Consider the following 22,717-nt stretch of genomic DNA (forward strand, 5'->3'; position numbering starts at 1 on the left):
TTAGCTGCATAGAAACTCCTATGCAGCTAACTATTTTATTTTTTAGGAGATTAAAGCTCCTTTGGGAACTGTTGCTGACTTTAACTTTGCTGGAGTTTTATCTAGATTTTCAATCACCAGAGAAGCTGCACCAATAATTTCAGCTTCAAAACCAAGGTTTGAAACACATAATTCAGTGCTCTCAGCAAGCCTAGGAATGGTATATTTATGCAAAGCCTGTTGAATAGATGCTAAAAGTATTTTTCCAACAACCGCCCCTCTGCCACTAAGTATGATTACTTCTGGATTAATAATATGAATAAGAATAGATACACCTCTTCCTAAAGCATAACCTGCATCTAAGATAAGTTCAACAGCATATTGATCACCTTTATTAGCAGCCTCCATAATCGCAGATACAACTTCTCTCGGAGATAAGTTACTTATATCTCCCAAACTCGAAACTGTCCCCTGTTTATACTCTTCTAAGGCTTTATTGGCAACTAATAGCATGGAAGCTTCAGTTTCCAGGCATCCTCGTTTACCGCAACTACATAGGTTGTCGTTATCAGAGGTAGGAATATGACTGAATTCGCCTGCAAAACCGCTATGACCACGAAATAATTGTCCGTTTAATATCAGCCCTAAGCCAATGCCCCATCCTACATTTATGACAAGTGCGGTATCTTTTGATTTAGCCAGTCCAAACTTAAATTCGGCTAAAGCAATTAAACTAGAATCGTTATCAATATATACAGGCAATGATAAAGCAGTACTTAAATGTTTTTGTAAGCTTTGATCCCCTGCGTTTAAAAAGGTATAGTTAGCACCTTCTTCTGTATTAATAAACCCAGGCATACCTATGCCGACTCCAACAATTTGCTCTTTTCTAATTCCTGAATTTTCTATATGGAGGCTAATAAATTCTATTAGCTGAGAAAGAGCACTTGTGTTGTTGTACAAGGGGAGCTCCAAACTACTAACTGGGGTAATATAATTAGTTGAAGAGTCAATAATAGTAATGCGTGTAATCAACTGATCCATTGCCACTGAAACCACATACATTTTATCTGGTTTTAATGTATACATTAATGGTCTTCTGCCTCCGCTTGAAGGTGCATATCCTTGCTCAATTACCATGTCATCTTCAATCATTTCATGAATTGCTTTGGTAACAAATGGAATGCTCTTATTTATCAATTCACTTAAATCGAGGCATGAAAGTGATTTGTTAAAAAATAACTGCTTTAAAATTTTATTTTTTAATCCAACATCCTTCGAATTTTTAATTTTCGCCTTCATTTAATTAAATAATTAGGTAAACATAAAAAAGTAAAATAAATGTTAACAAAACTTTTTTAAATAATTAAAAAGTGTTTTATTTGTTTTACAAAAATACTGAAAGTGAGCTTTTGTTAATAGATAAATTTTATTTCACCATCATAAATCAAAATAAAATTCTTTGTTAGTCAATTTCAGATTCAGCATCAAAACAAAACTTTAACTGTTATGCATTAAATAATCATTTAAACACCTGCTAAATCGATTTATCATTCAATTTTTATCATCTAATTTTTAATTATGAGATCAATCTTTACTTTAAAAAATGGCTTTTCGCTTTTGACGTTGCTGCTGTTCTCAGTGGTAACTATGGCTCAAAGCAAAGTAACCGGAACGGTTACAGCCGCAATTGACGGGCTAGGTATGCCAGGAGTTGTCGTAAGTATTAAGAACTCAAACCAGGCAGCATCCACAGATGTTGATGGAAAGTATACTTTAAACAATGTACCGGCTAAAGCAACATTAGTATTTCATTTTTTGGGATATAAAACCAAAGAAGTAACCTATACGGGGCAGACAACTATTAATGTCGCACTTGAATCAGATGCTAAAGACTTAGGTGAAGTTGTTATTACCGCTATGGGCATAAAGAGAGAACAAAAGGCCTTAGGTTATGCAGCATCAACGATTAAGTCTGACCAAATTACTCGTGCAGGCTCACCTAACTTTGCAGGAGCATTGTACGGTAAAGCCCCAGGTGTTCGTATAGCTACAACCCCAGGTGGAGCAACCAGTGCATCCAATATAACAATCCGTGGTGTTAATACTATTACAGGGAAAAATCAACCATTGATCATAATGGACGGAGTTCCAATTCGTGATGGTGAAGTTAATAACGGTAATTATTGGGATGATCAACGCCTTAGAGGTAATGGTTTATTAGATATTAACCCTGAGGATATTGATAATATTTCAATTTTAAAAGGAGCATCTGCAGCTGCACTTTATGGTTCGGAAGCTGTAAATGGAGTGGTATTAATTACAACTAAAAGCGGTAAAGGAAAAAAAGGAATGAGTGTTGATTTTAGTGCTAATTATAGCTCTGATAACGTTGCTTTTTTACCTAGATATCAAAACGTAAGAGGCCCTGGTGCACCTCTAAATGTAAGCAATGGTGGACAGGATGAAACGGGCTTTATTTATCAGGACCTTGATGGAAATGGAACTAAGGAAACCAGAGGTGTTCTTGGCTATTCTATTAACTTCGGGCCTAAATTCGACGGTAAACCTACTGTAGCTTGGGATGGTCAAATTAGACCATACGAAGCTCAAATTGATAACTACAAGGGTTTATTCAGATCAGCAAATAATTCAAATGTTAACGTTGCTATCTCACAGGCATTTGATAATGCCAGTCTGCGTTTTTCTTTGACTCGTCAAGATAATCAGGGAGTGAGTTTAGGTGCTAATAATGTTAAAAATATTGCCAATCTTAATAGTAGCTTTAAACTTAGCAAGAACTTTACAACTGATGTTCTTGTAAATTATATCAACCAAAATACCCATAATCGCCCTTATTCAATTGATCGTATGATCAACAACTTTACAGGTATGATGGGACGATTTGATAATGCAGCATGGTACCTTAATAAATATAAAACAAGTCAAGGGTATCGTTTTGTTACCGGATCAAATCAAAGTACTACACCTAGTGAAAATATTAAGTATCCTGGATTCAAAGCTGATATAGGTGATTATGTTTGGAGAGTAAACGAACACAATTCAGATGAATTAAGCAATCGTGTAATTGCAAGTATGACCAATAATTGGCAAATCATTAATGATTTAAAATTACGTGCACGTATTTCAACTGATTTTACATCTCAAAAAACAGAAAATAAACAAGCAACAGAGCAACCATTATCATTTGGTAATTCAGGTGGATTCGGTTTAAATACGTTTGAGAATTCAATCATTTATGGTGATGTGCTTTTAACGTATGCTAAAAAATTAACCTCTAATTTGGAAGTGAGTGTAATGGGAGGTTATACTGCATCAAAAGAAAGGGGCACAACTACTGGAATTTCAACTAATGGTGGATTGAGCGTTGAAAATTGGTTTGATATTGCAGCTTCTGTTAACCCTATAAACGGTGCAACAACTATTAGAAATGCGATTGTAAAAGACGCATACATTGGTACTGTAAATGCTAACTATAAAGGTTATTTGTTTGTAGAGGGAACTGTTAGAAATGACAGAACATCAACCATGCATCCAGATCATAATAGTTTCTTCTACCCTTCATTAAATTCAAGTTTTGTGTTTACTGAAGCATTCCAATTACCTAATTTCATTAATTATGGTAAGGTGCGTGCCTCTTGGGGGATAGTTGGTAACTATGCAGATATGTATTCAGCAAACATTGCCTATCAACAAAATAATTTAGGGGTTCAGCAAACTGGAGGAAACTCTGTTTTATACACTAACTTACCTGTTAATTTTGGTAATGATAAAATTAAGCCAGAAGAAAAACATGAGTATGAGTTGGGTTTAGAGACTAAATTCTTGCAGAACCGTCTTGGGTTTGAAATTTCTTATTACAATGCTCAAATCAGAGATCAGATTTTACCTTTAACTCTTCCAGCCACCTCAGGTGCTACATCAGTATTAACTAACATTGGAACCTTGAGAAATAAAGGTGTTGAAGTTGCTATTACTGGTACTCCAATCAAAACATCTAGCTTTAAGTGGGATGCAGCGATTAACTTCTCGCAGAATAAAAATAAAGTTGAAAAATTGGCGAACGGTTCATCAGAATTATTACATGCTGATTTTGATGGAAACGCTGCTCAGTTGAAATCAGTTGTTGGACAGCCAATGGGTGATTTTTATGCCCATCCAATTGCAACTGATTCCAAAGGAAATAAAATTGTTGACGGTGATGGTTTGTATAAGTTAGATGCAGACAAGATGGTGAAGGTTGGTAATGCAATGCCAAAAGTAATTGGTGGTTTATCGAATAGCTTTAGCTACAAAGGATTTACTTTAGATGCTATGTTGGATTTCCGTTTCGGAGGTTACGTTATGCCAACTGGTATCAACTGGATGGTTAGCCGTGGTCTTTTGGAAGAAAGTTTGAAATACATGGATAAAGAACATGGTGGCTTAAGCTATTACGTTAATTCTGAAGGAAAAGGTGTTCAGACAAATGCTGCTCAAGGTCCAAACGGAGAAAAAGTGTATAATGACGGTATGTTGATGGATGGAGTTACTGCTGATGGTCAGAAAAACACAAATGTAATGTCACAGGCTTATTATTATTGGAATACTTATAACTGGGGTGGCCCTCAATATAGTGCTTCTCGTTATGAACTGTACATTCAGAAAAATAGCTATGTGAAGTTTAGAGAAGTTTCTTTAGGCTATAACATTCCTTCTAAGATTGCCGGCAGAATCGGAGCTAAAAATCTTACAGCTTCAGTGTTTGGACGTAACTTATTCTACTTGTACAGAACATTGAAAGATATGGATGCAGAGCAAACTACTGCTGGTTCAAGATGGTCGCAAACTTTAACAAACGCAGGTACAAATCCATCGACCAGAACATTTGGTATCATGTTGAGAGCTAGTTTCTAATGTATTTTTATTTCAATTAAAAAAAGATTATTATGAAAAAAATAGTATATACACTGGCTGTGTTATTAGCTGTGGGATCCACTGCTTGTAATAAGGCTGATTTTGAAGAGAGTTATGCTAATCCTTCAAAAGTTTCAACTTCTTCAGTTGAAAAGCAATTTGCAGGTTTTGTGGTAACCAATCGCGAATACGTATTACCTAGTTACTGGAATTATTTTGTAGTCTTAAGACCAACACTTACACATTATACACAAGCAGTAGGTTGGGTTAACGCACCTAATCAATATGTTCCGGGAGCGGCAAGTATTGGTGATCGCTGGAATAACTACTATAATTTTTTGGCTCAATTTAGAGAGTTTCAAAATCTTTATAATAAGCAGTCTGCAAACGATCAAGCAGCTAAACGCATTTACATGATTGCTTCTACAATTTATTTCTATGATCATACCCAAAAAGTAGTTGATTTACATGGAGATATTCCATGGTCAGAAGCAGGAAGAATGAGCGCTAACGGGGGAAATTATAATCTTTCATTGCCTAAGTATGATAATGCTGAAACCATCTATACTAAAATGTTAGATGATTTAAAAGGCTTTGCAGAAGAATTGAATACTATCAACGTTTCTGCTGCTGTTCAAGCTGGTTTTAAAAATCAAGATTTGGTTAATAAAGGAGATTTAGTTCTTTGGAAAAAGTATTGTAATTCTTTACGCTTAAGACTACTTTCTAGAGTTTCGGATGTTGCATCTTTAAAAGCTAGAGCTGCATCAGAAATTGCAGCCATTTTAGCTAATTCTGCTACTTACCCTGTAATTGCAGATAATACACAAAACATTCAGATTAGTGTTAAAGATCTGAGTAGTCCTCTTAATTCAACAGGTTTCAAATCAGGTTTAGAAGATTGGAATGGTAATTTAGCTGGTAAAGCAATGATTAATCATATGACAACTAACTCTGATCCTCGTTTGAGAGTTATGTTTGAGCCAGGTGCAAATGCAGGTGGGGTGTACACCGGTTTGGATCCAATGCTTAGTTCTTCAGCCCAAACTACCTTGGTTGATGGAGGTAAGATTGCCATCTATAATCGTTCTACACTAAGCCGTAATGAGTATTTCCCTGGTGTATTGATGAATGCTGCCGAAGTAAGCTTCATTGCTTGTGAAGCATACTTGAAAGCAGGTAATAATGCTGCTGCCAAAACTGCATACAATGATGGTATTGCTAAATCTATCAAATTCTACTATGATTTGAGAGCACTTAGTAATAATAATGTAGCAGGTACTCTTACCCCAACTAATGATGCTGAAATTGCTGCTTATGCGGCTAAACCAGCAGTGAATTGGGACCTAGCCCTTACCGATAATGCTAAATTGCAATTAATTGCCACTCAAAAATGGATACATTATAGTGTTGTTCAACCGATTGAAAGCTGGTCTGAGATCAGACGATTGAATGGGCCAGTATTTAGTTTTGAAATGGATAACTCTAGCGCTCAAAAGCAACCTCCTTACAGATGGTTGTATGCAGCTAGTGAACAAACTTACAATACTGAAAACTACTCAACTGTAAGAGCAAAAGATAATTTAACAACCAAAATTTTCTGGGACGTTAATTAAAATTGCGAAAAGCTTCACAAACAATAATGGGTGTTAGTATACCTCCATGAAAATGGAGGTATTGCTTGCTCAAAGATTTTATTTTAAAACTAAGCTGGCTTGTAATATGTCAATTACAAGCCAGCTTAGTTTTAAATAAGAATTATTAGAACATATTAATTCATGTTATGATTCTTGAGGGATTAACTAATATTATTTTATAATGAAATTTCTAAATGCATTTATAATCAATAAAAAAAACATCTCCATTTTAATTGCATTCTCATTTATATCACTTTCCGGTTCTGCTCAAAGTCAATTTCCTTATAAGAATCCCAAGCTTTCCATTGATCAAAGAGTAAAAGACTTAATTTCCAGAATGACCGTTCAAGAGAAGTTTTGGCAATTATTTATGATTCCTGGTGATTTGGAGGAAGGAAATGAAAAATATAAGGCGGGTATTTTTGGATTTCAGGTAAGTACCAAAGGTAATAGTGATGCCGCTGGGCAGTTATTAAGTTATAGTTCTTCAGCAACAGCACTTGAAACAGCAAAAAAAATTAATTCTATTCAAAAATATTTTGTTGAAGAAACACGGTTAGGTATTCCAATTATAGCATTTGATGAAACATTGCATGGTTTGGTAAGGGAAGGAGCAACATCATTCCCTCAGTCTATTGCGCTTTCATCTACTTGGGATATAAAATTGATGGGGCAGGTGGCAACCGCCATTGCAAGAGAAACAAAAAGCCGAGGTATCAGGCAAATACTTTCACCTGTGGTTAATGTTGCTACTGATGTTCGCTGGGGGAGAGTGGAAGAGACTTATGGTGAAGATCCTTTTCTTTCGTCTGAGATGGGAGTAGCTTTTGTAACTCCGTTTGAAAAAATGGATGTAGTGACAACACCAAAGCATTTCTTAGCAAACAGTGGTGACGGAGGTCGTGATAGTTACCCAATTGATATTAATGAACGTTTATTGGAAGAAATTTATCTTCCTCCGTTTAAGGCTTGTTTCCAAAGAGGTGGTTCGCGTAGTGTGATGACTTCATATAACTCTTTAAACGGTAGTCCTTGCACTGCCAATAATTGGTTGTTAAATACCAAGCTAAAGCAACAAATGAATTTTAGTGGATTTATTATTTCTGATGCTTCAGCGGTAGGAGGAGCCAATGTTTTACATTTTACGGCTAAAGATTATCCAGAAGCTTCAGCCAACGCAATAAATAATGGACTAGATGTAATATTTCAAACAGCATATGATCATTACCAATTATTTATTCCACCCTTTTTAGATGGTCGAATAAATGAGAAAATTATTGATGAAGCCGTAAAGAGAGTATTGACTGTAAAGTTTCAATTAGGGCTTTTTGAACATCCATATGTCGATGAAAAGGAGGTTAGTAAATGGAATGGGAATCCACTTCACAAAGCTTTGTCAAAAGAAGCTGCATTGAAGTCTATTGTGTTGTTAAAAAATGAAAACAATCTTTTGCCATTACAAAAATCAACAAAGAAACTAGCTGTTATCGGCGTTGACGCAGTTGAAGCTCGGCTAGGAGGATATAGCGGTCCAGGTAATAGGAAAGTTAATATGCTTGACGGTATTAAAAATAAACTGGGAAAATCCGCTATGGTAACTTATGCTCCGGGATGTGGACGTTCGTCGGTTGAATGGGTTACAATACCTTCTGAAAATTTATCAGTAACTGTAAACGGGAAAAAGGAAAATGGTTTGTTGGGGGAATATTTTAATAACGTTAACATGACTGGTAAACCTGCTGTTACACGAATTGATAAGGAAATGAACTTCAGATGGACGTTGTATTCCCCACATCCTGATATTAATTATGATTTCTATTCTGTTAAATGGACAGGTAAATTAAAAGCTCCTGCTTCAGGTAAATTTAAAATTGGCCTAGATGGTAATGATGGCTATCGTCTTTATCTTAACGGAAAATTAGTAATAGATAATTGGAAAAATCAATCTTATCACACTCAATTAGTTGATTATTATTTTGAAGAAGGAAAAGAGTATGATATTAAGGTGGATTTTTTTGAGTCTTCAGGCTCTGTCTGGTTTAAACTTGTTTGGAATGTTGGCGTTGACAATGATTGGCAAAAGAAAATTGATGATGCAGTAACTGTAGCTAAAAACGCTGAAGCATCAGTTGTTGTCGTAGGTATTGAAGAAGGAGAATCTCTTGACAGAGCTTATTTAAGTTTACCTGGTCACCAGGAAGAAATGATAAATCAAATTGCTGCTACAGGAAAACCAGTCGCGGTGGTTTTAGTTGGTGGTAGTGCCATAACAATGACAAAATGGATTAATAATGTATCCTCTGTTATTGATGCATGGTATCCTGGTGAAGAAGGTGGAAATGCCATCGCGGATGTTTTATTTGGTGATTACAATCCTGCAGGACGTTTACCTATAACGTTTCCTATTGAGGAGGCCCAATTACCGTTAGTGTATAACCATAAGCCAACAGGTCGGACTGATGATTATCTAAACCTTACTGGGCAACCTCTTTTTCCATTTGGTTATGGGTTAAGTTATACCAAGTTTGAATATGGAAATTTAAAGTTTGATACAAAGAATATAGCTAAAGGCGAATCAACAAAAGTTCACTGTACCATTAAAAATATAGGATCACAAGCAGGTGATGAAGTAGTTCAATTATACGTTCGTGATTTGATCTCTTCAGTTGCGCGTCCAATAAAAGAATTAAAAGGATTTCAACGTATTTATCTAAAACCTGGCGAAGAAAAAGAGGTTTCATTTCAAATTACACCTGATTTATTGAAAATGCTAAATGAACATATGCAATGGGTAGTTGAACCCGGTGAGTTTAGAATTATGATTGGGGCCTCTTCAAAAGATATTAGGTTAAGAGATGTCATTACAGTTGTTAAGTAAACTGAATTGATTCTAATGAAAATGAACTCTTAGTCAATTAAATATACACACTTGATAATGTTTTTATTTGTTCATGTGTTAAAATAGCTTATTAATTAGGCAATCTGACAAAATTTATATTGGTCAATTCAACTTTCTTTGTAATAGTCAATTACTTAGAAAAAATGATTTAATCTTATTTAAAAATATATGAAGAAAAGTATACTGAGAATAGTGCTTTTGGCAATATTGATTTTGGCATCATCGAGTTCATTTGCTCAGGAAAAAGAATTTCCTTACAAATGGCCGGCTGATCCGTTAGTGAATAAAAACTTAAAGCAATGGCAGGATTGGAAGTTTGGAGTTATCATTCATTGGGGGCCATATAGTCAGTGGGGTGTAGTAGAAAGTTGGAGCCTTTGCCCTGAAGATGAGGATTGGTGTATTCGTAGGGGGCCTCATGCTCAAAGTTATGAGGAATATAAAAAGGCTTATGAGAATATCCGGACAGTTTTCAATCCTGTTCAGTTTAATCCCCAAAAATGGGCTGCTGCAGCAAAAAATGCCGGGATGAAATATGTGGTTTTTACCACAAAGCATCATGATGGTTTTTGCATGTACGACTCTAAATATACAGATTATAAGATAACCGATAAGGGAAGTGTATTTAGTAAGAACCCTAAAAGCAACATTGCCAAAGAAGTATTTACTGCATTCAGAAATCAGGGATTAGGAGTAGGTGCTTATTTCTCAAAACCCGATTGGCATAGTGAAAACTATTGGTGGCCATACTTCCCTCCATTAGATCGTAATGTGAATTATGATCCTGCAAAATATCCTGATCGATGGAAAAATTTCCAGCAATATACCTACAATCAGCTAGAAGAATTGACTTTGGATTATGGCAAATTGGATATTCTTTGGTTGGATGGGGGACAGGTGCGTCCTGCTGAATCATTAACAGAAGAAACAAAAGCTTGGTTAGGAAAAAAGCGCTGGATTCAAGATGTTAATATGAAGCGTATTGCTGAAATGGCTCGTAAAAATCAGCCGGGAATATTAATGGTCGACAGAACAGTTCATGGAGATTTTGAAAACTACCGTACACCAGAACAACAAATTCCGACTATCGTTCCAGCTTATCCTTGGGAAAGTTGCATCACTTTGGGAGACAGTTGGTACAGCACCGGGCCTAATGAGCGATACAAATCAGTTAACTGGGCCATTCACACTTTAATTGAAATAGTTGCTAAGGGCGGCAATCTATTATTGGGTGTTGGACCTGACAAATCAGGAGATTTAGTGCCAGAAGTTTATGAACGTTTAAAAGGTATAGGTGCATGGATGGAAATCAATAATGAGGGTATTTATGCTACAGAGCCAATTAGTCCTTATCAAGTTGATAAATGGAGATTCACAAAAAGTAAGCAGAATAACTATGCATATGCATTTTATTTAGCAGATGAAAAAGAATCGACAATTCCTACAGAAATCAACTTGCCTGCTATACAACCTTCTAATAATAGTGCAATCCATTTGTTAGGATATGATAAGCCTTTGAAATGGAAAAAGGGAACAAAAGGTACTTTGATTACAGTACCTACACAGGCAATTGCCAAACTTAAAGGACAACCGGCCTGGACATTCCGAGTTACCGTTAATGCAACAAAACAGAACTAATTGTTAATGAGGAAATTTATTACATCGTTGCTTGTTGTACTATTTGCCAGCATAACTACACTATTGTTTGCCAAGTCAGCGGACACTCTCCATGTAGTTACGCATAATAAAACAACAATAGTAACTGACCCAGCAAAAGGGTTTAAACCATATAGAAAATGGGGAGTCTTCCCAGCCGCAGAGTTGCCCATTAGAAAAATAACAATGCATGTAAGATTTGGCTGTCCCGATAGTTTGCGATGTGCTGATTGGGACTATATGGATCGTATAAGTATAGTTCGTAAAGGTGGTAAAAAAGGAGAGGAGCTGGATTTCGAAATTGGGCGAATGCTTACGCCATATGGTGGGGCGTTTGGGAAGGATTGGACGTTTAGCTGGGAAGTTGACGTTACAGATTTTAGCTTATTTTTACGTGATAGTGTTGAAGTAGAATATAAACACACCGGTTATGAGCCTAACAATGACAGAGGATGGGCAGTAACTATCGACTTTGAGATTGTAAAGGGGAAGCCGGTTTTAGAGCCAATTTCTATTCAGAAGATTTACGATGATTCATTCAGCTATGGAGATGCAAATAATCCAATAAATAAGGCATTAAAACCAGTGTCATTCACTGCTAATGAAAATGCTGCTTTTGCCCGTTTGAGAATTGTTCAAACCGGCCATGGTATGGATGAACCTGATAACTGTGCGGAGTTTTGCAATAAATACCGGGAGTTGTGGTTCGATGGTAAATTGATTGATAAGCGCTCAATCTGGAAAAAATGCGGTGATAACCCTTTGTATCCCCAAGCTGGCACATGGGTAATTGATAGGGCTTATTGGTGTCCTGGTAACCTTATGCAACCAGATTTGTTTGATCTGATTGTTCATCCAGGTAGCCAACATACTGTTAAAGCAAGTATGCAAAACTATATTTCGTCAAAACCTAGTGCCAATGAGGTAATTAGTGCTTATTTGATTCAATACAAAAAGCCAAGTATACAAAACGATATTGCCTTAGAAGATGTAATAGCTCCATCTTCTAAAGCAATTTATAAACGTCAAAATCCGGTAGGAGCAAACCCTCAAATAGTTGTTAAAAATGTTGGATCGAATAAAATTGAAAGTTTGCTGATTCAATATGGTACAGTTGGTTTTTCTAAAAAACAGTTTGAATGGAAAGGCGCTATTGCCCCAGGAAAAATGGAAACCATAACTCTGCCTGGCTTAATTGAGTCTCAAAACGGAGCAAATCAATTTAAAGCAGAAGTGGTTAAAACCAACGGTAAAAAAGATGGATATGTTGCAGACAATAGCCTGAAGGTGCCTTTTAATGGGGTGCCTGTTCATGATAATTCCGTAGTATTTTATTTTTTAACGAATAATCAGCCCGAGCATAATGCCTATATTTTATTCAACAGTGAAGGTAAAACTGTTAAGGAGCGAAAGCTGGGGACATTAAAAGCTAATACAATTTATAGAGATACTATAAAGTTGGCTGAAGGTGCATATACCTTAGCCCTTATTGATACAGCAGGTGATGGCTTGGAGTTTTGGTTTAATGGCAAAGGAGGCTGGGGAGTTGCTCGTTTGATGAATTTAAAAGATGAAATGCTAAAAGCATTTGAATCTGATTGCGGATCGGGTTGGTTATATAATTTTAAGGTTGGATCTAACCCTGATGCTATTAACACTGATCAAGCTACAATTGGCTTGTATCCAACCAGAACTAAAGATAAAACTACACTTGACTACTTTGCAAACAAAGCAGATGACGTATTAGTGCAATTATTGACTGATCCTGAAGGCAAAATTGTAGAGGAACACCGTTATCAACAGTTTAAAGAAGGTTTATTTAATTATGATTTAAGTAGATATCCTAAAGGGAGATTTTATCTTAAGGTAATTGTAAATGGACAAGAACGGTTTAAAAAACGTGTTCGTTTAAAGGAATAAGTTTTTTATCATAAAAAAGGAAAAGGCTGCTTTATAAATGTAGAGCAGCCCTTTGCTATTTATTAGCTCATTTTGTTCTTACGCTACATTTTCAACGCTACGCAAGTCTACAGGAACAACTCTTGAAATACCTTGTTCAACCATGGTTACTCCATAAATAATATCGGTGCTGGCAATTGTGCGTTTATTATGTGAAACAATTATGAATTGCGACTGATCTGAAAATTTACGAATGATATTATTGAATTTATCAATGTTGGTATCATCCAATGGCGCGTCAACCTCATCGAAAATACAGAAAGGCGCAGGTTTTAACAGATAAAGAGAAAACAGAATGGCCGTGGCCGTAAGTGTTTTTTCCCCTCCCGATAATTGGTTAATTGTTAATGGACGTTTTCCCTTAGGACGTGCAATAATGTCGATGTCAGACTCCAAAGGATCATTAGGATCTACCAATACCAAATCACAAGAATCTTCTTCATTAAATAAAGAGCGGAAAACCTTTTGGAAATTATCTCGGATTTGAGTAAAAGCTTCAAAGAACTGTGTTTTTGCTGTTCCGTCAATTTCATTGATGGTATCCATTAGCGAATTTTTAGCATCCAATAAATCTTGCTTTTGAGTAATAATGAACAAATAACGTTCATTCATTTCATTGTATGCCTCCATCGCCATTGGGTTAATGGTACCGAAATTATCTAGTTGGTTTTTAATTTTGTCAGTTTTCTGTTTCAGCTCATCTTCGGTTTCTTCAGGGAGCGCTTGTTCCATCAAATCATCAATTTCAATATTGAATTCAACAGACAAGCGTTCTTTAAGAGCATTCATGTCAATCATTAAATGCGTTTTCTTATCACGTAATTGATTAACCAAAGCTTCTGTATTATCTTTTTTTCGTCGAAGCTCATTTAATAATGATTCTAGGTCGTTAATCTTGCCCTTTGATTTATAATATTCTTCTTCTGCTTCAGTCAAGGCTTTTTCCAAAGCATCTTTCTGCTCATACATAGCCAAAAGATTCTCATCTCCTTCATCTGTATTTTGCAGTAGTTCGGAAATTTTAAGTTTAGCCTCAGCTAATTCAGTTTGGTTTTTCTCAATACGTTCGCTAGCGACCTTTGATTGACTGTTTTTATATTCAATATCTTTCAGAATTACTGAAAGCTTGTTTTGTTGTTGATGGAATGCAATGTTTTGGTTATTGAAATTGCTAGAATATTTGGTTACACTTTCAGAAATGATGTTGAATTCATATTGAAGGGTATTTAAGCGTTTTAAAGTTTCTTCTTTTTGAACAGTTAACTCTTCAACTTGCGGATTTATTTCTGCCAATTGCTTACGGTAACTGTTAATTTTCTGTTCAATATCTTCTTTTCGAAGGTTGGAGTTACTGATGAAATTTTTATGTTGCTCCTGGCGAGCTTCAAGTGTAACAAGTTCATTGTTCAGCTTATTCAGCTCTTGTCTTAATTGTGCTATTACAGCTGATTTGGTACTTGCTTTAAAACGTTGTAAATCTTCAGTCAGCAACTCGGTTTTGCCTTTTAATTCTGTAATCAGTGCCTGAAGTTTGGTAATTTCCTTTTGAAGTACTTCAAGGTTTTTAGCTCGGCCGATACGTTTTCCTTCAAACAGTCCAACGGACCCTCCAGCCATGCTAAAGCGAGTTTTAGAATACTTACCAGATTTGCTCAGAATAACATACTCACTATTAGCATTTGTCTTTATGGTATTTTCTTCATCCTTTTCAGCCAAGAAAACATTGTTCAGTAAAAAAGTACAAAGCTTTTGGTACTTTTCTTCTGATTCAATGATAGAAAGTGCTGAAAGGCAGTTTTCAGGTGTAAAAAGGTTTTCATTAGCGTCAAAGCTGTTGAATGAATCCAGGATGAAGAAGTTTGCACGACCTCTTGCTGCATCACTTAATAATTTAATTGCAGCCAAAGCCTCATCATGGTTCTGTACCACATAATAATTCATATAAGGCTCCAAATAATTCTCAATGGCAATACGATAATCTTCCTTACAAAAGAAAACATCGGACAACAACGGAGCATTTTTAGCCCAACTTGCATTTTTACGCAAAAACTTGATAGATTCAGGGTAACCTTCCAGGTTATCAACCAAACTTTTGGTTAGATTGTATTCGTTTTGCTTGGCATCTAAAGTACGACCCTCCTGTGAGATCTTATCCTTTGTTGTCTGCAGTTCTGCTTCTGTTTCAACAATACGTTGCTGCAAAGCTTCTTCTTCCGCTATGGCTTTATTCAGTTCTTCTTCTTTTCCAACGTAAGCCTCATTGGTTCGTTTTATAGCAGCGTTAAACTCATCAAGCTCTTGCTGTTTTTGCTGGGTTTCACCTTCGTTGCGATTTAATTCCTGTTGAAGAGATTCGAATTGAATTTCTAGGATATCCCGCTCTTTTTCAATCTTATAAATATCGTCTTGTAAGCCTCTGCTTTTAGTGGTTAGACTATCAACTTGGGTTTTTAATTCTGTTTGTTCAGTTTTTTTATCTTCAAGTTCAAATTTTAAATCTTCCAAAATCCGTTGAATGGTATTAAGACTTTCTTGTTCAGTAGCCCTGCTTTCCTCCAACTGCATTAAGATTTCTTTTGCTCCTTCCAACCAGTTTTTATCGTTAACCAATTCAGCTGATAAACGACCTTCTTTTTCCTGTAGGTATTTAAGTTGCTCGTTTTTAACTTTCTTTTCGTTTTCGTATTGTCGGATGCCGTTTATATAATCATTGGTCGCTTTTTGTTGAACTGAAAGGTTTTTCTCTTTTACTAAAGTTTCCGTTTTTTCAGCCTGAACAACTGCTTCCACCTTATCGCTTTCTGCTTGAAAGGCCATACGTTGATCATTATGACTGATTTCTTGCCGTTCAATTTCTTCAAGCGATGATTTAAATGATTGGATGCGGAAGGTGGCCAATTGTGTGCTAACCTCCTTGTATTGATCCTTTAGGCGATAATATCGCTCGGTTTTTTTTGCCTGAGTTTCTAGTGTTTTTAATTGTTTTTCAATTTCAAATAAGATATCCTCTACCCGGTTTAAGTCTGCCTCTGTATCTTTTAGTTTATTGAAAGTCTGTTTTTTACGGATTTTATATTTAGAAATACCTGAAGCTTCTTCAAATAAGTTACGACGAGATCCATCCTTATTATTCAGCATCTCTTCAATCATCTTTAACTCAATAATTGAATAAGAGTCAGGACCGATGCCTGTATCCAAAAATAAATCAGTAATATCTTTTAAACGGCAGGTTACATCGTTTAAACGATACTCACTTTCGCCGGTACGATACAGTTTTCGTGTTATGGTTACTGTACTGAAATCCGTGGGAAGGATATTTTTAGTATTATCAAACGTCAACGATACCTCAGCTAAATTGCTTGGTTTACGAGTACGTGAGCCATTGAAAATAATATTCTCCATTTTGTCTGATCGCAGGTATTTGGCACTTTGTTCACCTAATACCCAACGAATGGCATCCACTACGTTTGATTTTCCACAACCATTAGGTCCTACAATGGCTGTTACACCTTCGTCGAAATTGATTGTTATTTTATCTCCAAAACTCTTAAATCCCCGTACTTCAAGCTTGGTTAACTTCATGCAAATTTTATCGTTTAATAGCTAGTTGTGAGTGACTAACGGCTAATATTTTGATAGATAGTTTGTTGTATCTTTCAATTAATTGTTGTCGAACACTGAAAACTAAATTGAGGTGCGAATTTAACATAATGTTTTTGTGCACTCAAAGGGTTTAAATATATTTACTAAATCATTTTTAGTAGAATTTTTTTATACACATCACTAATGGATCAGTTCAAGGAGTTTTTACCATTTGTTGTTTTTGCCGTTATAGCTTTATTGCGTGTTTGGAATGAGTTTAATAAAAACAAAAAAAAGGAACAAACAATCACTCAGTCAGCACCTACCAAACAAAGTAAAACTACTTGGTCTAGTCCTTCTGGACAACCTTCCAATAAACAAACCTCTTCAAATCCTTCTCAAACAGTTGGCCCGCCGCCTTTAAAGAGATCTCCATTTGAAGTAATAATGAAAGAGTTTATAGATATGCCTCAACCTAGAATGGAACAACCTGTTGAGCCCAAACATAAGCAAGAGTATAGAGAGCCAAAGCATCAAAAACCAGTTATAAAAGTTGAAACAGGAGAAGTGGCACCATTAAAAGTCCGTACCACTGATCTTAGGAACGTTGAAGATATGCCTGAAGAGGTGCTTCGTGCTAAAGCCGTTCACGAAAAGCATCTGCATAAGTTTGAACGTTTTGAAAACTACCTTGAACATGAGGATTCAATTGACTTTGACCTTAGAGATGCCGTTATTAAATCAACAATTTTAGAGCGCTATCATTACTAATGGTGCTTAGTTTCAACTTTAGCACTCTACACAAAATACCAGACTTGGTATTAAAACAACTGTAAACTCTTTGCGTTTATACTTCATTTGTAGTTCGGAAGACTTATTTAAGTAAATTGAACTATGAAATAGATTCATTTTTCTAATCAAAAAATACATGGAGTACAAAAAACTAGGAAAATCAGGTTTACAGGTAAGTGCATTATCGTTTGGTACCTGGATTACTTTTGGAAAACAAATTGAAGATAAAACAGCTGATTCATTGATCAGTACAGCCTATGAAAACGGTATAAATTTTTTTGACGGTGCTGAAATTTATGCTCGTGGAAAAGCAGAAGAGGTATTGGGAAGAATCTTAAAATCAAAGAGCTGGCCTCGTAGTTCCTATCTTGTTTCGAGTAAGGTTTTCTTTGGCTGGGAACAAGATTTACCCAATCAACGAGGATTGTCCCGTAAACATATTTTTGAAGCCTGTGAGGCAGCACTGAAACGGTTACAGGTTGATTATCTGGATTTATTTTTTTGTCACCGTCCTGATAAAAATACTCCTATAGAAGAAACCGTCCTGGCTATGAATACATTGATACAGCAGGGGAAGATATTATATTGGGGAACATCAGAATGGAGTGGTGTTGAAATTGCTTTAGCGCATTATTACGCGGCTAAAAATGGTTTAATAGGTCCTTTAATGGAACAACCACAGTACAACATGTTTGAGCGAGAGAAAATGGAAAAAGAATATCAGTTGTTGTTCCGTGATTTTGGTATGGGCACTACCATTTGGTCTCCACTAGCATCAGGTTTGTTATCGGGAAAATATAATAATGAAAATCCTCAGGATACCCGTTTGTTTATTGAAGGTTTAGATTGGCTGAAAAATCGCACATTGGCGAAGGAGCGGGTAGAAAAAGTTAAGCGTTTAAGCCAGCTAGCTAAAAAGCTTGATATTCCAATGGCTCAACTTGGATTGGCTTGGTGTTTGAAAAATCCTAATGTCAGCACGGTTATACTTGGAGCATCAAAAGTAGAGCAGTTAAAACAAAATTTAGGAGCCTTGGAAGTTGTTCCTAAACTGACAGAGAAGGTTATGAATAGTATCGAGAATATTTTAAGAAATAAGCCTGTTCTGTCAGAATATTAATCAATTTATAATAGGATTCTAGAACTAACTTTCAATTTCAAATTGTTGAAAGTTAGTTTTTAAGATGGTTATTTTATTAACTCGAAAACCAAAAATTGTGTTTTTTGAATAGTGCTAAAATTATTGTCAGAAACCAATAAAATTGTTTTATTTCCGTTGGGTAAGTTGGGACCGAAACAAATTCCTTCCACATTATCTACTTCAGATTTAAGTTTCGATAGATTATAAACGAGCTGTTTTGCTACAGGTTTAAATTGTGCATTTGCCAGTGAAGGCATATTGATGACATTTGTCGCATTTTGTAAATCAACCTCAAATACTCTGATTGAGTTTGATGGAGTTGCACCAATTGCAAATGATCGTTCCATTACATATAACTTGTTTTCTGAAATAGCTAATAATTCAGCTACTCCATTAATTTTAAAGCCATTAGGATTTAAAGGAGCAGCATGAACCTTATCTAATTTATAAGCATATTGGGCTAAGATTTCTTTGGTTGTACGCTTTATTTTGGTAATACGAACATAAGATTCAGTCTCATTAAAATCTGCTGGCGGTCCATCCTGAAAAAGAGGTTCCTCATTGACAATATAAATAAACTGTTCATCCGGGGTTAACGCTAAACTTTCAACTGATCCATTTTGCCGCATTCCCAATTCCTTTTTTTGCATATTATAGTTTTCCGGAATAGGTAAATCAGATAGATAATTCCCATCTGTTTTCGTCTCTCTTAACCAAGGATTTATTAATAAAGTATCATCTTCGTCTATTTTTCGATCTCCCTCACTTGTCCAAAGTAGTGTGTTTGTTGCATTTACATAGCGAATTGATTCGGGGTCAGGTACATTGGTTTTGTCTTGATTCTTACTTGGGTACAAATTTCCATTAGGCTGTCTTAAATAGGAAACTCCGTTAATTTTGACACTATCAAATGAATTTGCAGTAAAATGAAGTTTAAAAGTATAAAATCGTGCAGGAGCCAGTTCTGATCTATCATCAGAAATTACATAGTATTGATTAGTTAAAGGATTAAAGTCTATACCTGATAGTCCGCCAACAGGGGTACTTTGAAACATGAAATCGGTAGGCAGAATTTGCTCACCAATAAAGCGCCAGTTTTGAAATGAACTATCCGAAGTAGCCATAGCTCCGGTATAAATATTTTTTTTACATGAGGCTAAAAGGCCTATAAAACTAATGAAAATAAAGGTTAACAGAATTAAACCAGTGTTTTTTTTCATGAATAAGAGTCATATTGTCTATTGATTACAGTACGTAAAAATACATGACTGTTTCATTAGAATATACAAATAATTGTTAAGATTAAGTTGTTTGCTTTAAACAAAAAATACGAATGAATGTTCATTCAATTGTAGATAAATTAAATTTGACAAGCTTTAATTATACTTTATGACAGAATATTCGATACCCATTAGTGTTCGTTGGGCTGACTTAGACCCAAATTTACATGTGAGACATTCTGTATATTACGATTTCGGAGCACAGGTTCGTACTTATTTCCTCTCTGAAAATGGAGTGACCCCACTTGTAATGATTCAGAATAATTTTGGACCGGTTCTATTTAGAGAAGAAGCTGTATTTAAAAGAGAAATACGTTTTGGAGATCAACTTTTAATTAATATAAAATTATTAAAGTTGAAAAGAGATTTTTCTAGGTATTCCATCTTACATGAATTAGTAAAAGATGATGGGAAGGTGTGTGCTACAATTGTGGTTGATGGGGCATGGATGGATACTAAAATACGAAAATTGATAACTCCACCGGCAATTGCCACAAATATGATTGATGTTATGCCTAAAGCTGAAAACTTTGAGTGGATGGATTAATTGAAAGCGTTTTTAAATAGCTGTTATCAGATAGCAAAAAGTCAAAAGCGGAATTGATGACACTTACCAATTCCGCTTTTCCATTTTCTATATATCTGCTTTACGCAGTTGGCTTTTGTGGATCTGTAACCAGGTAATTATGAGGCTGTGTTTTACTTTGCTTAATCAATAATAAAATACCCACAATCACAAACGGAACGCTTAGCCATTGTCCCATGTTTAAAGACATTCCTTTTTCAAACTCAACTTGTTCAGCTTTGAGGTATTCGATAAAGAAGCGGAATGCAAATAAGAAGATAAGGAAATAGGAAAAAATAATTCCGGTCTTAAGTTGGGTTACATATTTGTTGTAATACCAAAGAAGAAACAGAAACAATGCTATACAAAACAATGCTTCATAAATTTGTGTCGGATGACGAGGGGCTGCATTGGGACCGTCAGCCATAACAAAACGGAAAGCCCAGGGTACATCTGTAACCTTACCGTAAATCTCTGAATTGAATAAATTTCCCAATCGAATACAAGCGCCTCCTAATGCAACAACAATTACAATTCGGTCTAAAATCCATAAGTAAGGGCGTTTTGAGACATTTTTTGAAAAGAAATAAAGTCCAAGCAATATACCGATTGCCGCTCCATGGCTAGCCAATCCGCCTTCCCAAATCATTAAAATTTTAAGAGGATGTTTTAAATAATATTCAGGCTCATAAAATAAACAATGTCCTAAACGAGCTCCCAGTACTGTTGAAACCACCATATACATGGTTAATCGATCAAGTACCTCATCCTTAATTCCTTCTTTTCTGAATATCTTTTGCATGATGAAATAGCCTATTGCAAAGCCAGATGCAAACAATAAACCATACCAACGCAATACAATAGGGCCAATTGAGAATATCTCTCTGCTTACATCCCAAGTTATGAAATTCAACATTAATGCAGTTTTTAAAATTCGGCCTAAATTATAAAAAATTAGAGAGTATCATTCTTTCTGGGTATCAAAATAAAGTCTAAAGAATTTCAAATGAAGTTTAGGCTACTGTTTATGAGTTGAATAAGCAGCATATAAGGGTAATTTTTCCGTTACCTCTCAATAATCCATTATATCAAGTGTTAAATTGGTGTATGAAATCAGTTTTGGTCACCTTCATTATATTGCTTCAAACCTGTTTTGCTTCAGCTCAACAAGTAAAACCTGTCAAAGTCAACGAACTAAATCAAAGGATTTCCGGGGGTAAGGACACTACTTTTGTTATTAATTTTTGGGCTACCTGGTGCGCACCCTGCGTTAAAGAAATTCCGCATTTCGCTGAATTACAAAAAGAGTTTAAAACAGAAAAATTGAAAGTGATTTTGGTAAGCATGGACTTTAAATCGAAGCTTGAATCAATAGTGATTCCTTTTGTTCAGCAAAAAAATATTCCACTTGAAATTTTTTTGCTTGACGAAAAGGATCAGGGGGTAGCAATTGATAAAATAGATCCAACCTGGTCAGGAGCATTACCGGCCACCTTAATTGTTAACAATAGCAAGTCGGTTCGTAATTTCTATGAGCGTGACTTTACTTATGATGAATTAAAGCATACTTATCTCACCATTAAAAATTAAGATCATGAAAAAACTGATTATTCTAACCTGTATAGCATTATTCAGCTTTACTGCTTTTGCTCAAGGCTACAAGGTTGGCGACAAAGCCACTGATTTCAAATTAAAAAATGTAAATGGGAAAACGGTATCTATGGCTGATTATAAATCAGCTAAAGGCTTTATTGTAGTGTTTACTTGTAATCATTGTCCATATGCAAAAGCTTATGAAGCCAGAATTATTGAGCTGGATAAAAAATTTGCTTCTAAAGGGTATCCGGTGATAGCAATCAATCCAAATGATGCAACGGCTTATCCTGAAGATTCATTTGATAATATGAAGAAGCGTTCAACTGAAAAGAAATATACTTTTCCTTATCTCTTAGACGATTCTCAGGCAATTGCCAGAGCTTATGGTGCAACCAAAACACCTCATGTTTTTGTTTTAAGCAAAACATCAGGTGGTGGTATAGTTGAATACATTGGTGCAATAGACAATGATACTGAGGGTTCTGACGAATCAAAAGTTAAGTATGTTGAAAATGCTGTTAACGCTTTATTAACTAATAAAAAACCAGAAACTACACTTACTAAAGCTGTTGGCTGCGGTATAAAATGGAAATCGATTTAGTTTATATGTTAATTAAACTATCCGTTTCAAACTAGTAAACCTGAAAAAAGTTTTATCTTTGGGTCCCGGACAAACCGGGATCTTTTTTTTCTTCAAGTCCATTAATAGCACGT

The 22,717-nt window shown here is 35.5% G+C and carries 14 protein-coding genes; 10 read left to right on the top strand and 4 right to left on the bottom strand.

The features are described 5' to 3' along the window. Positions 1 to 42: 42 nt before the first annotated feature. Positions 43 to 1,281: an ROK family protein gene (locus L2B55_RS09980; protein ID WP_237844582.1), complete on the bottom strand. Its 1,239-nt coding sequence runs from the start codon at positions 1,279 to 1,281 to the stop codon at positions 43 to 45. A gap of 279 nt (positions 1,282 to 1,560) precedes the next feature. Between L2B55_RS09980 and L2B55_RS09985 the strand changes: the two genes are divergently transcribed. From L2B55_RS09985 to L2B55_RS10005, 5 genes are all read left to right on the top strand, one after another. Beyond that, entirely contained in the window at positions 1,561 to 4,896 is a 3,336-nt protein-coding gene (locus L2B55_RS09985) for a SusC/RagA family TonB-linked outer membrane protein (protein WP_237844584.1), read from the top strand. Positions 4,897 to 4,928: 32 nt separating this feature from the next. Next, positions 4,929 to 6,512, top strand: coding sequence for a SusD/RagB family nutrient-binding outer membrane lipoprotein (locus tag L2B55_RS09990; RefSeq protein WP_237844586.1), 1,584 nt, complete (start codon positions 4,929 to 4,931; stop codon positions 6,510 to 6,512). A 202-nt stretch (positions 6,513 to 6,714) separates the two neighbouring features. Beyond that, positions 6,715 to 9,411 (top strand): glycoside hydrolase family 3 C-terminal domain-containing protein, encoded by a 2,697-nt coding sequence (locus L2B55_RS09995; protein ID WP_237844589.1) that lies wholly within the window; start codon positions 6,715 to 6,717, stop codon positions 9,409 to 9,411. A gap of 189 nt (positions 9,412 to 9,600) precedes the next feature. Beyond that, positions 9,601 to 11,070: an alpha-L-fucosidase gene (locus L2B55_RS10000; protein ID WP_237844591.1), complete on the top strand. Its 1,470-nt coding sequence runs from the start codon at positions 9,601 to 9,603 to the stop codon at positions 11,068 to 11,070. A 6-nt stretch (positions 11,071 to 11,076) separates the two neighbouring features. Beyond that, positions 11,077 to 13,008 (top strand): peptide-N-glycosidase F-related protein, encoded by a 1,932-nt coding sequence (locus L2B55_RS10005; RefSeq protein ID WP_237844593.1) that lies wholly within the window; start codon positions 11,077 to 11,079, stop codon positions 13,006 to 13,008. A gap of 78 nt (positions 13,009 to 13,086) precedes the next feature. Here the strand turns inward: L2B55_RS10005 and smc are convergent, their stop codons facing one another. After that, positions 13,087 to 16,629 (bottom strand): chromosome segregation protein SMC, encoded by a 3,543-nt coding sequence (smc, locus tag L2B55_RS10010; protein ID WP_237844609.1) that lies wholly within the window; start codon positions 16,627 to 16,629, stop codon positions 13,087 to 13,089. Positions 16,630 to 16,833: 204 nt separating this feature from the next. Between smc and L2B55_RS10015 the strand changes: the two genes are divergently transcribed. Further along, positions 16,834 to 17,400 (top strand): hypothetical protein, encoded by a 567-nt coding sequence (locus tag L2B55_RS10015; RefSeq protein WP_237844611.1) that lies wholly within the window; start codon positions 16,834 to 16,836, stop codon positions 17,398 to 17,400. Between the two features lie 157 nt (positions 17,401 to 17,557). Next, the gene (locus tag L2B55_RS10020; protein WP_237844613.1) at positions 17,558 to 18,541 is read left to right on the top strand and encodes a potassium channel beta subunit family protein; all 984 of its coding nucleotides are present in this window, start codon (positions 17,558 to 17,560) and stop codon (positions 18,539 to 18,541) included. A 68-nt stretch (positions 18,542 to 18,609) separates the two neighbouring features. Here L2B55_RS10020 and L2B55_RS10025 read toward each other — a convergent pair whose 3' ends face one another. After that, complete coding sequence (locus tag L2B55_RS10025) at positions 18,610 to 19,782, bottom strand: esterase-like activity of phytase family protein (protein ID WP_237844615.1); 1,173 nt, start codon at positions 19,780 to 19,782, stop codon at positions 18,610 to 18,612. 169 nt (positions 19,783 to 19,951) lie between these two features. Here L2B55_RS10025 and L2B55_RS10030 point away from each other — a divergent pair, with 169 nt between their 5' ends. Beyond that, a complete protein-coding gene (locus L2B55_RS10030; RefSeq protein ID WP_237844617.1) occupies positions 19,952 to 20,389 on the top strand; it encodes an acyl-CoA thioesterase in 438 nt (145 codons plus the stop codon). Between the two features lie 100 nt (positions 20,390 to 20,489). Here the strand turns inward: L2B55_RS10030 and lgt are convergent, their stop codons facing one another. Then, on the bottom strand, positions 20,490 to 21,323 hold the full coding sequence (gene lgt / locus L2B55_RS10035) for a prolipoprotein diacylglyceryl transferase (RefSeq protein ID WP_237844624.1): 834 nt from the start codon (positions 21,321 to 21,323) through the stop codon (positions 20,490 to 20,492). A gap of 191 nt (positions 21,324 to 21,514) precedes the next feature. Here lgt and L2B55_RS10040 point away from each other — a divergent pair, with 191 nt between their 5' ends. Beyond that, the gene (locus L2B55_RS10040; protein WP_237844626.1) at positions 21,515 to 21,997 is read left to right on the top strand and encodes a TlpA family protein disulfide reductase; all 483 of its coding nucleotides are present in this window, start codon (positions 21,515 to 21,517) and stop codon (positions 21,995 to 21,997) included. A gap of 4 nt (positions 21,998 to 22,001) precedes the next feature. Beyond that, on the top strand, positions 22,002 to 22,604 hold the full coding sequence (locus L2B55_RS10045) for a thioredoxin family protein (RefSeq protein WP_237844628.1): 603 nt from the start codon (positions 22,002 to 22,004) through the stop codon (positions 22,602 to 22,604). Positions 22,605 to 22,717: the final 113 nt, after the last annotated feature.

Source organism: Solitalea lacus, from assembly GCF_022014595.1.
In the GTDB taxonomy this organism is placed as follows: Bacteria; Bacteroidota; Bacteroidia; order Sphingobacteriales; family Sphingobacteriaceae; genus Solitalea; species Solitalea lacus.

Bases quoted from the DNA above. Each gene is read 5' to 3' on its own strand.
- L2B55_RS09980 (WP_237844582.1), bottom strand. From the start codon at position 1,281: ATGAAGGCGAAAATTAAAAATTCGAAGGATGTTGGATTAAAAAATAAA.
- L2B55_RS09985 (WP_237844584.1), top strand. From the start codon at position 1,561: ATGAGATCAATCTTTACTTTAAAAAATGGCTTTTCGCTTTTGACGTTG.
- L2B55_RS09990 (WP_237844586.1), top strand. From the start codon at position 4,929: ATGAAAAAAATAGTATATACACTGGCTGTGTTATTAGCTGTGGGATCC.
- L2B55_RS09995 (WP_237844589.1), top strand. From the start codon at position 6,715: ATGAAATTTCTAAATGCATTTATAATCAATAAAAAAAACATCTCCATT.
- L2B55_RS10000 (WP_237844591.1), top strand. From the start codon at position 9,601: ATGAAGAAAAGTATACTGAGAATAGTGCTTTTGGCAATATTGATTTTG.
- L2B55_RS10005 (WP_237844593.1), top strand. From the start codon at position 11,077: ATGAGGAAATTTATTACATCGTTGCTTGTTGTACTATTTGCCAGCATA.
- smc (WP_237844609.1), bottom strand. From the start codon at position 16,629: ATGAAGTTAACCAAGCTTGAAGTACGGGGATTTAAGAGTTTTGGAGAT.
- L2B55_RS10015 (WP_237844611.1), top strand. From the start codon at position 16,834: ATGGATCAGTTCAAGGAGTTTTTACCATTTGTTGTTTTTGCCGTTATA.
- L2B55_RS10020 (WP_237844613.1), top strand. From the start codon at position 17,558: ATGGAGTACAAAAAACTAGGAAAATCAGGTTTACAGGTAAGTGCATTA.
- L2B55_RS10025 (WP_237844615.1), bottom strand. From the start codon at position 19,782: ATGAAAAAAAACACTGGTTTAATTCTGTTAACCTTTATTTTCATTAGT.
- L2B55_RS10030 (WP_237844617.1), top strand. From the start codon at position 19,952: ATGACAGAATATTCGATACCCATTAGTGTTCGTTGGGCTGACTTAGAC.
- lgt (WP_237844624.1), bottom strand. From the start codon at position 21,323: ATGTTGAATTTCATAACTTGGGATGTAAGCAGAGAGATATTCTCAATT.
- L2B55_RS10040 (WP_237844626.1), top strand. From the start codon at position 21,515: ATGAAATCAGTTTTGGTCACCTTCATTATATTGCTTCAAACCTGTTTT.
- L2B55_RS10045 (WP_237844628.1), top strand. From the start codon at position 22,002: ATGAAAAAACTGATTATTCTAACCTGTATAGCATTATTCAGCTTTACT.